The following is a 16,097-nucleotide window of genomic DNA, read 5'->3' on the forward strand; positions in this document are numbered from 1 at the left end:
TGTGTGTCGGCTACAAGAAGGGGCTTGCTAGGTGTTCAGTCGGGTCGCCATCGTCAACCGAGGTGAGGCCGCGATGCGGCTCATCCACGCCGTCCGGGATCTCACTGCCGAGACCGGGACCCCGATCGAGACGGTCGCGCTGTACACCGACGTGGACCGCACGGCCACGTTCGTCCGCGAGGCCGACATCGCGTACGACCTCGGCCCGGCCTCGGCGCGGCCCTACCTCGACCTCGCGGTCCTGGAGCGAGCCCTGGTCGAGACCGGCGCGGATGCCGCCTGGGTGGGCTGGGGTTTCGTCGCCGAGGACCCGGCTTTCGCGCAGCTGTGCGACAAGATCGGCGTCACGTTCGTCGGCCCGAGTGCGGACGCGATGCGCAAGCTCGGCGACAAGATCGGCGCGAAGCTGCTCGCCGAAGAGGTCGGTGTGCCGGTGGCGCCGTGGAGCCGCGGCGCGGTCGAGGACCTGGCCGCGGCCGTACGGGCGGCCGGCGAGATCGGCTATCCGCTGATGCTCAAGGCGACCGCGGGCGGCGGCGGGCGCGGCATCCGGGTCATCACGAACGAGGTCGAGCTGGTCGACGCGTACGAGCGCACCAGCCAGGAGGCCGCCCGGGCGTTCGGCAGCGGGGTGGTGTTCCTGGAGCGGCTGGTCACCGGCGCCCGGCACGTCGAGGTGCAGGTGATCGCGGACGGCCAGGGCACCGCGTGGGCGCTGGGCGTCCGCGACTGCTCGGTGCAGCGGCGCAACCAGAAGGTGATCGAGGAGTCGTCGTCGCCGGTGCTCAGCCCCACCCAGACGCTGGAACTGAAGACCTCCGCGGAGCGTCTGGCGGTCGCGGTCGGCTATTCGGGCGCGGCCACCGTCGAGTTCCTCTACCACCCCGGCGACAAGCTGTTCGCCTTCCTGGAGGTCAACACCCGGCTCCAGGTCGAGCACCCGATCACCGAATCGACAACCGGCGTTGACCTGGTCAAACTCCAGTTGCACGTGGCGTCCGGCGGGCGGCTGACCGGCGCGCAGCCAGCCGAACGCGGGCATGCCATCGAGGCCCGGCTGAACGCCGAGGACCCGGACCGCGACTTCGCGCCGTCACCCGGCCGGATCGCCCGGCTCGACCTGCCGGCCGGGCCGGGCATCCGGGTCGACACCGGGGTCAGCGAGGGCGACACCATCCCGGCCGACTTCGACTCGATGATCGCGAAGATCATCGCGTACGGCAGCGACCGCGACGAGGCGCTCGGCCGGCTGCGCCGGGCGATGGCGCAGACCACGGTGATCATCGAGGGCGGCGCGACCAACAAGAGTTTCGTGCTCGACCTGCTCGACCAGCCCGAGGTGATCGACGCCAGCGCGGACACCGGCTGGATCGACCGGGTACGCGGCGAGGGCCGGCTGGTCTCGCACCGGCACTCCGCGGTCGCGCTGGCCGCGGCCGCCATCGAGGCGTACGAGGAAGACGAACGCGTCGAGCGGCAGCGGCTGCTGTCGACCGCGGCCGGCGGCCGTCCGCAGGTGCAGCACCAGAGCGGCCGGCCGCTGGACCTGAAGCTGCGCGGCGCCGGCTACCGGGTCCGGGTCGCGCGGGTGGGCGCGCACCGCTTCCGGGTCGGCATCGACACCGGCGTTGGTACGCCGGCGCACACCGCGGACGTGTGGCTGGACCGGTTCGACCGGCACACCGGCCAGATCACCGTCAACGGCACCCGGTTCCGGCTGGTCACCGGCACTCATGGAGTCGTCCACCTGGTCGAGGTCGACGGCGTCACGCACCGGGTCAGCCGGGACGAGGGCGGCGTCGTACGCTCACCGGCTCCGGCGCTGGTCGTGGCCACCCCGTTGGCGGTCGGCGCCGAGGTCGAGGCGGGCGCGCCGCTGCTGGTGCTGGAGAGCATGAAGATGGAGACGGTGCTGCGGGCGCCGTTTCGCGCGCGGCTGAAAGAGTGCTCGGTCTCGGTCGGCAGCCAGGTCGAGGCCGGCGCGCCGCTGCTGCGGCTCGAGCGGTTGGTCACCGAGAGCGACGATGACGCGCCGGCCGCCACCGAGGCCGTCGAGCTGGACCTGCCGGTCGAGCGGGCCGACGTACCGGCTCGGGAAAGGGCCGCTCGCGGACTGCGGGACCTCAGCGGGTTGCTGCTCGGCTTCGACGTCGATCCACATGACGAGCGCCGGGTGCTCGCCGGCTACCTCACAGCTCGCAAGGAGCTGGTCGACGCGGGCCAGCGTCCGCTCGCCGAAGAGGTCGAGCTGCTGTCGATGTTCGCTGACCTCGCCGACCTGAGCCGCAACAAGCCGGCCGGCGAGGAGATCGGTGACGAAGACTTCCATGTGCACAGCGACCGCGAATACTTCCACACGTATTTGCAGAGCCTGGACGTCGACCGCGCGGGGCTGTCGGAGCGGTTCAAGACCCGGCTCGCGAAGGCCCTCGGGCACTACGGCGTCACCGATCTGGACCGTACGCCCGAGCTGGAAGAGGCGGTGTTCCGGATCTTCCTCGCGCAGCAGCGCGCGGCCTCCGACGCCACCGTCGTGAGCACCCTGCTGCGGGAGTGGTTGCGCGAAGCGCCGCCCAGCGAGGCGCTCCGGGAGCCGTCGGGCCTCGCGCTGGAACGCCTGGTCGCGGCCTCGCAGGTGCGTTTCCCGGTGGTCGCCGACCTCGCTCGCGGCGTCGTTTTCGGCTGGTTCGGGCAGCCGCTCCTTCGTCGTACCCGTGCTCGCGTTTACGCGGACGTACGCAACCACCTGCGCTATCTCGACGCGAACCCGCAGGCGCCGGACCGCGCCGAGCGGATCGCCGCGATGGTCGGCAGCACCGAACCGCTGGTGCGGCTGCTCGGTCAGCGGCTCGGCCGCGGCGGGCTGGACCACGCACCGATGCTGGAAGTGCTGACCCGTCGCTACTACGGCAACAAAGGCCTGGTCAACGTGCGTACGAGCGACGCGGCGGACTGCATGTTCGTGGTCGCCGAGCGAGCCAACCTCCGGTTGGTGTCCAGCGCGGTGGGGTTCGATGCGCTCGGCGACGCGCTGCGCGGGCTCGCCGAAGTCGCTCGTACGTCCGAGGAGGACGTCGACGCCGACATCTACCTCGCGTGGGAGAACCAGCCGGACGGTTTCGACGCGATGGGTGCGGCGCTGCAGGAGGTCGTCAGCGCGCACCCGCTGCCCCGGCAGGTCCGCCGGCTCACCACCACGGTCGCCGGCAGCGGCGGCGCGGTGATGCACCACCACTTCACCTTCCGGCCGTCGCCGGCGGGGATGACCGAGGATCGGCTGATCCGCGGCCTGCACCCGTACATCGCGGAGCGGATGCAGCTGGAGCGGCTGCGCAACTTCGACCTGACCCGGCTGCCGTCCTCGGACGAGGACGTCTACCTCTTTCAGTGCGTCGCGCGGGAGAATCCGTCGGACGACCGACTTGTCGCGTTCGCGCAGGTCAGGGACCTGACCGAGCTGCGTGAACACGACGGCCGGCTGGTCGCCCTGCCGACCGCGGAAGACACCATCGCCACCTGCGTCGACTCGATCCGTCGCGCGCAGTCGCGGCGGCCGGCGAAGAACCGCTTCCCGACCAACCGAATCGTGGTCTACGTGTGGCCGCCGAGCGGGATCACCGGCACTGAGCTGAAGTCGATCGCCCAGCGCGTGCTGGCGACCACCGCCGGCGCCGGGCTGGAGGAGATCCTGTTCATCGCCCGCCGGCGGATGCCGGAGACCGGTGAGTTGGTGAAGGTCGCCGTACGAGTCGCCTTCGATCTCAACGGCATCGGCCACCTGAGCATCGACGCGCCGTCCGACGCGCTGGTCGAGCCGCTCGACGGCTACCGGCAGAAGGTGCTGCGGGCGAGCAGCCGCAACACGGTTTACCCGTACGAGCTGACCTCGCTGCTCGGCACCTTCACCGAACACGACCTCGACGACGCCCACGTGCTGGTGCCGGTCGACCGGCCCAAGGGCCGCAACACCGCGGCGATCGTCGCCGGTGTCGTCACCACCCAGACCGAGCGGCACCCCGAAGGCGTCACCCGAGTCGTGCTGCTCGGCGACCCGACCAAGGCACTCGGCGCGCTGTCCGAAGCGGAGTGCCGCCGGGTCATCGCCGCGTTGAACCTCGCCGAGCAGATGCGGGTGCCGCTGGAGTGGTACGCGGTGTCCGCCGGCGCCCGGATCTCGATGGAGTCCGGCACCGAGAACATGGACTGGGTGGCGGCCGCGCTGAAGCGGATCGTCGAATTCACCCAGGACGGCGGCGAGATCAACATCGTGGTGGCCGGCATCAACGTCGGCGCGCAGCCGTACTGGAACGCCGAAGCGACGATGCTGATGCACACCAAGGGCGTCCTGGTGATGACGCCGGAGTCGGCGATGGTGCTGACCGGCAAGCAGGCGCTCGACTTCTCCGGTGGTGTGTCGGCCGAGGACAACTTCGGCATCGGCGGCTACGACCGGGTGATGGGCCCGAACGGCCAGGCTCAGTACTGGGCGCCGAACCTCGCCGCCGCGCGGGACGTGCTGATGGCGCACTACGACCACAGCTATGTCGTGCCCGGCGAGGACCGGCCGCGGCGCGCTCGTACGATCGACCCGTCCGACCGGGATATCTCGGACTTCCCGCATTCGGTGCCGGACAGCGATTTCGCTACGGTCGGAGAAATCCTTTCCGCCCAGGCGAACCCGGACCGCAAGAAGCCGTTCGACATTCGGACCGTGATGCGGGCCGTCGCGGACCAGGACCACCCGGTGCTGGAGCGCTGGGCGGGCATGGCCGACGCGGACACCGCCGCCGTCCAGGACGTGCACCTCGGCGGCCTGCCGGTCTGCCTGCTGGGCATCGAGTCGCGGGCCGTGCCGCGCCGCGGTTTCCCACCCACCGACGGCCCCGACACGTACACCGCGGGCACGCTTTTCCCACGCTCGTCCAAAAAAGCCGCGCGAGCGATCAACGCGGCGAGCGGCAACCGGCCGTTGGTGGTGCTGGCGAACCTCTCCGGTTTTGACGGCTCGCCGGAGTCGATGCGCCGGCTGCAACTGGAATATGGCGCGGAAATCGGCCGTGCGATCGTGAATTTCCGTGGCCCGATCGTGTTCTGCGTGATTTCGCGCTACCACGGCGGCGCTTTCGTGGTGTTCTCGAAGGCGCTTAACCCGAGCATGACCGTGTTGGCCCTGGAAGGCTCCTTCGCGTCCGTTCTCGGCGGCGCCCCGGCCGCCGCGGCGGTGTTCTCCGGCGAGGTCAACGCTCGTACGGCCAATGACCCTCGAGTCCACGAGGTGGAGGCTCGAGTGGGCGCCGCCACCGGCGCTGACCGTGCCGCTCTGACGGCGGAGCTGGACGAACTGCGGTCGTCCGTACGCGCCGAAAAGCTCGGCGAGGTGGCCGCCGAGTTTGACCGCATCCACAACATCCAACGCGCCGTCGAGGTCGGCTCGGTGGACGCCGTCATCCGCGCTTCGGAGCTGCGTCCCCGCATCATCGAAGCCATCGAGGCCCGCCTGACCTGATTCTGCCCCGCGGCGAATTTTTGTCAGACCCACTTCCTAGCGTCATTAGCAGGAGGTGGCACATGGCGGACCAACAGCCGGGGCCGATTTACGACAACGCCTTGAAGCGGCTGACGGCCGACCATCTGGGCGGCATTTGCGCCTGGATGGGCCTCGGCACACCAGCGGACATCGTCGCCGAGTCGGAGGAGTTGCCGGCCCACGGTCAACGGGTCGATCTTCTGGTACGCGTCAGCGAGATGGAGCTCGCGCACATCGAGTTCTTCAGGCGCGCCGACCGTGACTCCGGCGCACGCATGGTGGAATATCTCGCTCGGATATGGCAGCGCTTTCCGCGGTTTCGGATCGAGCAACACATCCTGTTGCTCGGCGGCGGCGAAGTCGAGGAGGATTTCCGCCGCGACTCGCTGTCGGTGCGCTTCCGGGTCCACCGGCTCCGGGACTGCGATCCGGCCGAATTGTTGATCCGGCCGGCCACCGCGCCGTTGGCTGTCTTGGCGAGGTCGACGCCGGCCGGCCGGCGGCAGTTGTTGCGCGACGTACTGGAGACGATCGCGAAGTCGGGCGAGCCGACGACCAAGACACTGATGGAAATTGCGGAGACCCTCGCGCGGGTATACTTGCCGCTCCATGAGGTCGTCGCGATCGGGAGGGAGAGTCGGATGCCGTTCGACCTGAGCGAGTTTCCGCCGTCGCCTGGCATTATCCAGGCGTACGCGGACGGCGAAGCCCATGGCGAAGCCCGTGGCGAAGCCCGCGGTGAGGCCCGCGGTGAGGCGAAGATCCTCAGCATCATGTTGCGCTCGCGCTTTGGTGATGATCCGCGGATCGACCGCATTGCCGGTCGGCTGGCCAACGGCGATGCGGAGCAGGCATTTCGGGCCGCCAGCATGGCACCGGGCCTGGACGCGCTGGAGGGTTGAGAACTGTGCCGGCCCTGGGCATGAGAGCCAGCGAGTGGACCGAGCCATCCTGCGGCGCCCAGACACAGCCCCGAGGTTGGTGTCCTGCGCCCAGACTCGGGTGAAGTCGGCTACCGGCGTCGAGGCGGTGGCCGATCCAGACCGATCCGGACGTCGAGCTGGAGGTGCTCGGCTAGCAGATGCTTCAGCTCGGCACCTTCGATCAATCGGAGCCGCTCTCGGTGGTTGGCCGCGAACTGCCGGCCCGTACTGCCGAACCACGAGGTTGTGACCAGAATGCCGGTGGTCGCCTGCTTGTCCTCCATCGCGCCCCACAGTGCGCGGACGGCGTCGGCCTCCACCACGCGTTTGTAGCGTTTGGCCTGGATAACGCAAACCCCGCCGAGAATCGGATCCTCGTTGATCGCCACGCCGTCGATGCCGTCGTCACGAGATGGTTGGGTGACCCACGACTTCATCCCGATCTTTTCAAACAGCTGCCGGATCAGTTGCTCGAACTTGTAGGGATCCATCTTCAGCAGGTCGTAGCGGCCGTCCAGTTCCGCGGCGGCATCGAACTCGTCGGTGAACTTGAACTTGGCCTTGTCGAAATCCACCACCGGTTCGACGGACTCGAGGTCGTACGGATGGGATGACACCAACGCGTTGAGGTGTTTCAGGCAGGCAACTGGATCCAGGTGAGCCAGTTCGAACCCATCGAACGTCTCGCGGTTGGCGCTCACACTCACCAGGCACGGATGGATCGGCGAGCCGGTGGCGGGATCCCGAGTGCTGAGGTGACCGTTGAAAACGACCGTGTCCACCAGGCCCCGCGCATCGACCGAGAAGCACTCATAGAGTGTTCGCAGCGCGGTTTGTGCGACGACGGAGGCGTATGTTTGCTTCACCTCTCGCTCCGGCCGGGGCAGTGTGTCGATCTGTTTTCGGGTTTTCACGTAACGGAATCCGCGTTCCTCGGGCACTACCGTACGGTCAGGCAATTCGACCTCGACCCACAGTTCGCGTGGCTCTGGTCGATATGCCACCCGGCGATCGTCGGGAAAGTCCGCAGGGTAGCCGGACCGCGCGAGCAGCAGACTAAAGCAGTCCTCCACTACTTCGGTTTCGCCGGCCTGGAATCCGGTCTCCAACGCGTCGACCTCAGCGTTATGCCGTGCCACCTCCGCCCGCTCGGCATTAGCTGCGTTTTCGAAATTCGCCCGAGCCTGGGCGAGGCGCGCTTGGCGGTCTCCCTCAGCGCGCTGATAATTGGCCATGGCCTGGGCGTAATTGTGCTGCGCCAACGCTATCTGTTGTTCGTATCGTGTTTTTCCACCGAACCTTGCGGAAAGTCCGGTCGGAGCTGGGCTGAGGGGAGCAAACTGCTCCCACTGCGGTGGTGGAGATGGCAACAGATCGGGTCTGGGGCTGAACGTGGCCGCCCGCGGCCGCTGGCGCATCGCGGCAAAGGACAATCCTTGCTGGCTTCCCAGTGCGGCTACCAACAGGCCGTTGAGTGCGGCCATTCGCTGCTCAACCTCCCGAGACAATCGCTCGGCGCTCGCCGTGCCGTCCTCGTGCAGCAGGCGTTCCCGCTCCCGGCCATCGGCAGCGGCTTGCCGGGTAGCGTCGCGCTCCGCCCGCTGCATCTCCTGCTCTGCACGCCGTTGCGCAATGCCCCACTCCCGCTGCGTCCGCTCCTGCGCGCGACGACGTTGCTCTTGGGCCCGGATGACCTCCGCCAGTAGTGATCTGCGCGCCATGCTTGTTACTTCAGCAGATCCGTACGTCACCCACAAGAGTTGTCCGATAACTGTAGGTTGACCAGCTGGTGGGCGTACGGGTCAGGGGCGGAGGGCTTCGAAGGCGGCTCTTGCGGCTGTGCCGATGGCGAGGTCGATGTCGGCGGCGAGGGTGGCTGGGCGGCGGGACCGGGTGAGTGCGGCGATCGCGACCCGGTCGCCGGACTCGGCCGCGATGACGCCGATTTCGTGGCGCAGGTGCAGAAAAGTGCCGGTCTTGCCGCTGACGTGCAGAGTGTCCGAGCGCAGGTCGCTGGAAAGCCGCTGATGGAAAACCTGCAGACCCATTATCCGGCGCACCTCGGCGGTGGCGGACGGCTGGGAGATCCGGTCCAGCCAGATCCGTTCCAGCAATGTCACCAAAGCGGCCGCGCTGCCGGTGTTCGCGTGCGCCGGGTCGAGGGTCTCGATGGACAGCTCGTCGCGGATGGCCAGCTGCAGGGCGAGCCCGAAGTCGTTGTTGGCGGCCCCGGCGGCACACTCGTACATCCGGTTCATCCGATGTCGCACTCGTACGCCCGGACAATCCCAGTCACGCAGCCGCTGGTCGATCGCGGACACGCCCATCAGGTCAAAAAGCGCGTCCCCGGCGGCGTTGTCGCTGACGGTCAGCATCTGGTGGACGAGGTCGCCGACGGCCACCGTGGCCGGATAGCGGAAGGCCGCGATGCCGGTTGGCCCGACGCTTTTGGTAGCCGGATCGACGGTCAGCGGCATGGCCGCGTCGAGTGTCCCGGCGGCGACCGCGTCCAGGACGACCAGCGCCAGCGGGACCTTGACCACCGAGGCCAGCGGCACCGGGGTGTCCACGTCGAAGCCCAGCTCCGCGCCGGTGTCGAGGTTGCGGGCGAGCAGGTGCCCGTCGGCGCCGACCTGGTGCCAGTGCCGGGCGATCGACTCGGCGACGGACAGCAGTTCTGCGGTGGTCGCCACATACGCCGGGTGGGTCATCCGCTGGCCGCCAGCCGGGTTCGCCGGTCGTCTGTGTCGACCGGTTTGTGCACTGCGGCCGGCCGCGGGACAGCGGTGCGTACGGCGCCGACGGCCTCGGCGAGCAGCGGCTCCAGCCAGTCGGTGTCGCGACCCGCCAGATCGTAGCCGCGGTCCAGCGACGGGTCGGCCAGCGGCGACCACGGCAGGCCGTGCCGTCGCGCGTACGGCTCAGGGCATAGCAGCAGTGCGTGACCGGCCAGTGCCTGGGCGACCGCGCTCCCGGTCGCCCCGACGGTGCGTACGCGCGCCGCTGGCAGGCCGGCCCGGGCGGCCGCCGTACGGATCCGGTCGATCGCGAAACTGGCCGTGTCCTCGGCGGTGACCAGGATCGGCGGCGCCACTGCGGAGTCGCCGCGACGCGGCCGCAGGCTCTCCAGGTGCACTCGCCGGCTCGCCGGAACAGCCCCCGAAAGGCCCATCGGCACCCGCAATCGCGCTCGTTCTGGTGGCACCCTGAGCAGTGCAAACGCCAGTGAGCCAGCATCTCGCTCAGCCGCTGGCAGCTCTCGTACGCCGACCGTGATGCCCCGCTCGGCGGCCGCTCGCAGCACCCGCGCGAGCGCCGCCGGATCGCAGTCCGTCGGCACCCCCAGCGTGTACGCGGTCGGGGCCAGCGCCTCCCGCGCGACCTGGGTCAGCCGGTCCGCTCGGCTGAGCACGTCCTTTGCGTGAGGCAGCAGCAGGACGCCGAGTTCGGTGCTGGTGATCTGCCGGTGCGTACGGTCAAAAAGGGTGCCGCCGAAGTGTTTCTCCAGGACCTTGATCCGGCGGCTGAGCACTGGCTGGGCGATATGGAGCAAGTCGGCGGCGCGGGAGAAGGACCGTTCTTCGGCGACGGCGACGTATGCCTCCAGGTGCGCGAACAGGTCCACCACCTACTCATATCAAAAAGATATAGGTAGTTCAAATATGTCTCTTGGACATGGACAGGCGCGCGCTGGTTGGCTCAAAACAGACAACCGCTGAAATGGAGTGCCAGATGCCAGATATCACCCGCCGTTCGCTGCTTGCCCTGTCCGCCGTCGGCGTGCTCGCCCCCGCGCTGCTGGTGCGCGGCGACAAGACGACGAACAGTGAGCTGCAGGCGCTGGAAAGTCAGCACGGCGCACGCCTTGGTGTGTGGGCGACCAACACACGTACGGGCGCCACCGTCGCCTACCGCGCGGGCGAGCGTTTCCCGATGTGCTCGACCTTCAAGACCCTGGCGGTGACCGCCATCCTGCGGCGCGACCACGACGGCGAGTTCCTCAAACGGGTCATCACGTACACGCAGAAGGACGTGATCGACGGTTCGCCGATCACCAAGGACCATGTTGGTACGGGCATGAGCGTCTCCGACCTCTGCGCGGCGGCCATCGACTACAGCGACAACACCGCCGCCAACCTGCTGCTGCGGCTGATCGGCGGGCCTTCCGCCGTCACCCAGGTCGCTCGGTCGCTCGGCGACCCGTACACCCGGCTGGACCGCAACGAGCCCACCCTGAACACCTCGATCCCAGGCGACCTGCGCGACACGACGACACCAGCCGCGTTCGCCGGCGACTATCGCCGGCTGGTCCTCGGGGAAGGGTTGTGTCCCGAACACCGCGAACGGCTGACCGGTTGGCTGAAGGCCAACACCACCAGCGCGAACCGGTTCCACGCCGGCCTGCCGTCGGGTTGGGTGATCGGCGACAAGACCGGCTCCGGCGACTACGGCACGGCCAACGATGTCGGCGTTGTGTGGACGACGCATGGGACACCGATCGTGATCGCCGTGCTGACGACCAAATTTACTCAGGATGCCGGCTGGGACGAGCCGCTCGTCGCCAGTGCCGCCGCGGTGGTCGCCCGTACGCTCGCGCCCGGCGAATGAGTCAAACTCGCCGCCAGCGGGTGAAGGGAATCACCGCGGGCACCTGCCGGCGATAGGTCTCATAGCGTTCGCCAAAAGTCCTGATCATCATCCGGTCTTCCCGTCTGACGCGGATATAGACGAACACGAACAGGAAAAGACAGGCCGCGAGCAGAGATCCGAAACCGGCCAGCGGGGTGACGCCGACGATGATCCCGAGCAATCCCGTGTAAATCGGGTGGCGGACGAAACGGTACGGACCGCTGGTGCACAGCTCGTGGTGGTCCTGCACCAGCGGCCGAGCCGCCCACATCGTCCCCAGGGTCCAGCGAGCCCAGCACATCAAGGCCACCGACAGGACAACGCAGGCCGTGCCGGCCGTGGCCAAGGCAGGATTCCAGAACTGCACCGAGTGCCACACGGCCCCCGGTATCAGCGCGAGAACCACCACGTATGCCGGAATCACGATCAACAGCCACGGTTCCGGAAAGGAAGTTTTGAAGACGTGCAGCACTCGGGACCGAGTGGTCTCGTCGCTCTTGGTGGCGAAGTACCAGGGAGCCGCCCACCAGACGAGCACCAGCACGGCGAGGCTGGCCGCGGTGATGATTGTCAGCACTACTCGCATAACGGGAGCTTAGACCGCCGCGCAGCCGATGGCAGCGGCGCGACGACGGCATGGCATCGGCGTGACAGTGAGACGTGTTGACCTCTGGGTCGTGCCCGCGATCGCGACGGTTATTTTGTACTGTTAGTAGACAATCTTTGGCGTCCGGTCAGAGCAACACCGGGCCGGCGTATTGCCAGGTGGTGCCGGCCGTACGCCGAGTTGTCCACGGATTCGTGGTGGATGAGCCGTTGTTGGCGTAGATCCACAGCGAGCCGCTGGTGTCGCGAGTGATCAGATTTGGCTTGCCGGTGCCGTCCACGTCCGCGACAGCAACCGCATTGGTGGCCGTCCAGTCGCCGTCGACGCGTACCGGCGTGTTGGGCGTCGCCGCCAGGTAAATCCACATCGAGCCGTCCTGTTCCTGGTCGATGAGATCCGCGACACCGTCGCCGTCCACATCGCCCAGCGCCAGCGTTTTCGCGGTGTTCCAGCCCGTACCGGCCCACTGGCGGGCGACCGTGAAGGGATTGCCGGTCGTGCCGCCATTGTTCGGGTAGATCCACAGGTTTCCGCTGGCGTCGCGGGCAAGTACGTCACGATGGCCGTCTCCAGTGAGATCGCCGACCGCCAGCGCGGTGGCGAGATCCCAGCCGGTGCCGGCCGCCACCGGTGCGGCCGTCCACGGGTTCGCGGTGACCGAACCATCGCCTGGGTAAACGAAAAGCGTGCCGTTGTCGAGGCTGGGATCGCGAGCGACCAAGTCGAGATGGCCGTCGTTGGTGACATCGCCGATCGCGAGGTCGTCAATCGCGCCCCAACTCGTACCGGCAGAAATTCGCGAGGTCCAAGGATTTCCGTTCGCCGAGCCGTTGTACGGGTAGAGCCAGAGATCGCCGCCGGGGCGCGCGACGATGTCCAGGTGACCGTCGCCGGTCACATCGGCGAGGATGAGCCGGTCGGCCAGTTGCCAGCCGATGCCGGCCGCGACCCGGCTGGTCGTCCACGGATTTCCGGCCGTGGAGCCATTTCCCGGGTAAATCCACAGTGCGCCGGTACGGTCGCGAGCGACTACGTCAGGGCGACCGTCGCCGGTCACATCGCCGAGCATGAGCGTGTCGGCCAGATTCCAGCCGGTACCAGCCGGATACCTTGACGACGTCCACGGATTGCTGGTGAGTGCGCCACTGTTGGGGTATATCCACAAACTGCCTGTCGCGTCGCGAGCCACGATCTCCGGGTGGCCGTCGCCGGTCACATCGCCGAGCATGAGCGCGGTGGCGAGGTTCCAGCCGGTGCCGGCCCAGAACCGGCTGGTCCACGGGTTTGCGGTGGTGGAGCCGTTGTGGGGATATATCCACAGGGTGCCGTTGTCGACGGCTGGGTCGCGGGCCACGATATCTGGGTGCCCGTCGCCGGTCACGTCTGCCAGCATGATCGCGTTGGCGATATTCCAGCCGGTGCCGGCGGAAAATCGGCTGGTCCAGGGATTTCCTGTGGTGGAGCCGTTGTTCGGATATATCCACAACGTGCCGTTGTCGACGGCCGGGTCGCGGGCGACGACGTCCGGGTGACCGTCGCCGGTCACATCACCGACCAGCAGCACGTCCGCGAACCGCCACTGGCCGCCGGCCACGGTCCTGCTCGTCCACGGGTTACCGCTGGTCGCGCCATTATGGGGATAAATCCACAGTTGATCGCTGATCGCGTCGGGATGCCCGGCGACCACGCTCGCGCCGGCCTGCGAAACGGCGGCCTTGGCGGTGGGACGATGGTTCGTGGCCGAGAGTTCAAGCCGATGCCGCGGCGGCAGCGGCCCACTCGCCGAGGCGCCCGTCGCTGGTACGGACAAAGCCAAAATCGCCGCCGCGATCAGCGCCGCGGTCCGCGTCCGGCCGGTCACAACGCAAGTCCGATCGGCTGGTCGCTGCCGTACGTCTGCCCGTTGACGACCACCGACTGCAGACCGGGCACGGGTGGCGGATGCAGCACGAGGTGGCCCGGCCGATGGTGCCATTGGCTGGCGAAGGTGACGGTGAGGGTTCCGCGGTCGGCCGACAGTGTGAATCGTAGGCTGACCGGCCCGAAGCGGGTCGGTATCCGGTCGAAAATCGTTGTCTGGGTGGAAACCCAGGCCAGCGGGCAGAGCCGGAGCAAATGCAGGTCGCCGTCGACGATTTCGTCGTCGATGACAGCGTGCCGAGCCGCCCAGGTGATCAGCGGCGCGGCGAACAGGTTGCCGTAGATGGCGTTGCGATGTTCGCAGGAAATGTACGTGTCCTGCGAGATCGCGCCGGCGAACAGCCCGTACATGCCTTCCAGATAGCGGGTCCGGTCGCCCCGTTGCCAGGTGTGAAAGAGATTCCAGCTGTAGCAGGGTTCCGCGGAGGACTGTTCGTGGTCGAGCACCACCCGGTCGAGGGCGTTGTGGTGGGCGGAATCGAAAAGTTGGGTGTTCGGCCCGACCCGGAAGAACTCCACGTACGACCGCATCAGCGGGTCATCGGCCGGCAGCAGGCCCGCCCAGACGGACATCAATGCGCCGGTGTCGAACATGACCAGCTCTGGAAAGGAGCCGCGTTCGCCAGTGAAACTCGCCGGCAGAACCGGCTGGGGCTGCCCGTCCTGGTCGGTCCAGGTGGCGGATTTCGCCGCGAGAGCACGGATCGCGGTGCCGAAGGTCTGCTGGAATCCGGTCGCGAAGGTGTCGAACTCGGCGGCCCGCGGATGATTGACCCGCTGCAGCAGTCGTATCGCCGACCGCAGGCCCTTGTACGTCCAAGCCTGGCTGCCGAATCCTTGGGTGACAATGCCTTCGTCGGTGTTGACCGCGGGCGGGACCAGTCCCTGCACCCCGTTGTGGTTGGTCAGTGCGCAGGCCTGTTTGATGAAATCACAGGCTTTCACGATCGGATCCAGCCAGCGGTCGATAAATGCCTGTCGGTTGGTGAGCAGCGCGTGGGAGCTGAGAATTTCCAGGATCGCGCCATGGTCGCTCATCCAGTCGATCGCCTGCAGGGACGCTGGGGTGGCCAGATAGCCCGGCCACGACCTGCCGTCGAAGACCGGGCCTGGCGGCGTACGACTTCCTTGTGTTGCCTTGTAAATCTCGATGTGCTGCTCGACAACGTCGTGATATCCGAGCAGGTCCAGGAACATGTGGCTAATCATCGACGTCGGCGTGCTCCACAGCACGTCGTACGCGTACGAGCCGGACAGGAACGTGAACAGCTGGGTGTCCGTGCTCTTCTCCGCGACGATCTGGGCAAGTTCGGGAGCACGGCGGAAGAAGTCGGTGACGTACGGCTCAGGGGTAGCGATGCCGGCGACGGTCGCCTCGGTCGGCTGCCAGAATTTCTCGCATTCGGCCAGTGCGCCGTCGCGGCCAAGCGCGAGCTCGCGGTTCGCCTCGTCGACCGGCTGCGGCAGCATCGGCACCAGAATGTCGACGTAGGTGCCGACCTTGACCGGGAGGCCGAGCACCAGGTCGTACACGCCGGAGTGGGTGCTGTTCGGGGTCAGGGCGATCGTGCCGTGCTCGGGGGTGGAGACCATCAGCCGGACATTCCCGGCGGAGTCGTAGATCGGCACATTCAGTGGCTTGCCGGACGGATTGTAGATCCGGTCTGTTCGCAGTGGTCCGTCCAGCGCGGCGACGCCTGGCCGTACCACCATCGGCACCCCCTCCTGCTGGTTGAACTGCCCGTTGAGCTTGTAAAACGCCTTGCTCAGCCGGAGCGCGAAGGAGAAGGAACCCGGCGCCGCCCGCTCGTCGACGTGGTTGATGGCGAATCGGATCCAGGCATAGATTGGTTCGATCGCGGTCTGTACCGGCTGGCCGCCTTTGACGTGCGCGAACACCGACTGGCGCAGCACCAGGCCTTCCTGGCGCGGAAAGTCGGTCCAGAGCAGCGGAGTGTCGTTTTCGGCCGTCCAGCCCTGTTTTCGCAGGCCGAGGTCGAAGTTCCAGAGGTCCTCGCCGTCGACCGTCGGAAACGGAGCGAAACTGCCGTCCGGGTTCGGCATGGTGACGGTGACTTGGAAGTTTTTTCCCTGGTACGGCACGACATCGGGTTTCGGGCCGGCAAGGACCGCGCCCGGCTCACAGACAACCGTGCCGTTGTAGAACTGGTTGAATCGAAACAGATGCCCTTTCCAGCCCAGTGGTGTCCACACCTGCCGGGCCGGCGGCCACCAGGTCAGCGCGGACTGGATATCGGGTTCAGCGGCGGCCGGGATCGGGACCACCGTGTCGGCGGCCGCGGGTGGGGCGCCGATGGGACCGGCGGCGGCGAGTGCTCCGCCGGCTACCCCTCCCGCGGTGAGGCGGAGCAGGTGCCGGCGGGACAACTGAGAGGACATGCTGCCTCCTGCTGCAAGTCTTCGAGATATCGAAGCTATCTCCCAAATGACAGATGGATGCTAGGGCGGTGGTTCGGCTTGCGCAAGGGTC

At 67.6% G+C, this 16,097-nt stretch carries 9 protein-coding genes; 3 read left to right on the plus strand and 6 right to left on the minus strand.

Features of this window, described 5'->3' with window-relative positions:
- Positions 1-31: 31 nt before the first annotated feature.
- Together ABD301_RS10580 and ABD301_RS10585 are read left to right on the plus strand one after the other, a co-directional pair.
- Positions 32-5,506, plus strand: a complete 5,475-nt coding sequence (locus tag ABD301_RS10580) for an ATP-binding protein (protein WP_344309379.1) — start codon at positions 32-34, stop codon at positions 5,504-5,506.
- 62 nt (positions 5,507-5,568) lie between these two features.
- Complete coding sequence (locus ABD301_RS10585; protein WP_344309381.1) at positions 5,569-6,429, plus strand: RpnC/YadD family protein; 861 nt, start codon at positions 5,569-5,571, stop codon at positions 6,427-6,429.
- 110 nt (positions 6,430-6,539) lie between these two features.
- Here the strand turns inward: ABD301_RS10585 and ABD301_RS10590 are convergent, their stop codons facing one another.
- The 3 genes from ABD301_RS10590 to ABD301_RS10600 are packed head-to-tail and all read right to left on the minus strand — an operon-like array spanning position 6,540 to position 10,078.
- Positions 6,540-8,201 carry a restriction endonuclease gene (locus ABD301_RS10590; protein ID WP_344310014.1) on the minus strand — a complete coding sequence of 554 codons (1,662 nt, stop codon included), beginning with the start codon at positions 8,199-8,201 and terminating at the stop codon, positions 6,540-6,542.
- A 51-nt stretch (positions 8,202-8,252) separates the two neighbouring features.
- Positions 8,253-9,161, minus strand: coding sequence for a serine hydrolase (locus tag ABD301_RS10595; protein ID WP_344309383.1), 909 nt, complete (start codon positions 9,159-9,161; stop codon positions 8,253-8,255).
- A complete protein-coding gene (locus tag ABD301_RS10600) occupies positions 9,158-10,078 on the minus strand; it encodes a LysR family transcriptional regulator (RefSeq protein ID WP_344309385.1) in 921 nt (306 codons plus the stop codon). The genes ABD301_RS10595 and ABD301_RS10600 overlap by 4 nt, the downstream gene beginning before the upstream one ends.
- Positions 10,079-10,182: 104 nt before the next feature.
- On the opposite strand from ABD301_RS10600, the gene bla reads away from it, so the two are divergent.
- On the plus strand, positions 10,183-11,058 hold the full coding sequence (gene bla / locus ABD301_RS10605; RefSeq protein ID WP_344309387.1) for a class A beta-lactamase: 876 nt from the start codon (positions 10,183-10,185) through the stop codon (positions 11,056-11,058).
- A 1-nt stretch (position 11,059) separates the two neighbouring features.
- Here bla and ABD301_RS10610 read toward each other — a convergent pair whose 3' ends face one another.
- From ABD301_RS10610 to ABD301_RS10620, 3 genes are all read right to left on the minus strand, one after another.
- Entirely contained in the window at positions 11,060-11,665 is a 606-nt protein-coding gene (locus ABD301_RS10610; protein ID WP_344309389.1) for a methyltransferase family protein, read from the minus strand.
- A 148-nt stretch (positions 11,666-11,813) separates the two neighbouring features.
- The gene (locus tag ABD301_RS10615; protein WP_344309392.1) at positions 11,814-13,547 is read right to left on the minus strand and encodes an FG-GAP repeat domain-containing protein; all 1,734 of its coding nucleotides are present in this window, start codon (positions 13,545-13,547) and stop codon (positions 11,814-11,816) included.
- Entirely contained in the window at positions 13,544-16,006 is a 2,463-nt protein-coding gene (locus ABD301_RS10620; protein WP_344309394.1) for a hypothetical protein, read from the minus strand. Before ABD301_RS10620 ends, ABD301_RS10615 begins: the two co-directional genes overlap by 4 nt.
- Between the last annotated feature and the right edge of the window lie 91 nt (positions 16,007-16,097).

Source organism: Fodinicola feengrottensis, from assembly GCF_039530045.1.
GTDB lineage: Bacteria > Actinomycetota > Actinomycetes > Mycobacteriales > HKI-0501 > Fodinicola > Fodinicola feengrottensis.

Coding starts and splice junctions, on each gene's coding strand:
- bla (WP_344309387.1), top strand. CDS start 10,183: ATGCCAGATATCACCCGCCGTTCGCTGCTTGCCCTGTCCGCCGTCGGC.
- ABD301_RS10620 (WP_344309394.1), bottom strand. CDS start 16,006: ATGTCCTCTCAGTTGTCCCGCCGGCACCTGCTCCGCCTCACCGCGGGA.
- ABD301_RS10595 (WP_344309383.1), bottom strand. CDS start 9,161: ATGACCCACCCGGCGTATGTGGCGACCACCGCAGAACTGCTGTCCGTC.
- ABD301_RS10585 (WP_344309381.1), top strand. CDS start 5,569: ATGGCGGACCAACAGCCGGGGCCGATTTACGACAACGCCTTGAAGCGG.
- ABD301_RS10610 (WP_344309389.1), bottom strand. CDS start 11,665: ATGCGAGTAGTGCTGACAATCATCACCGCGGCCAGCCTCGCCGTGCTG.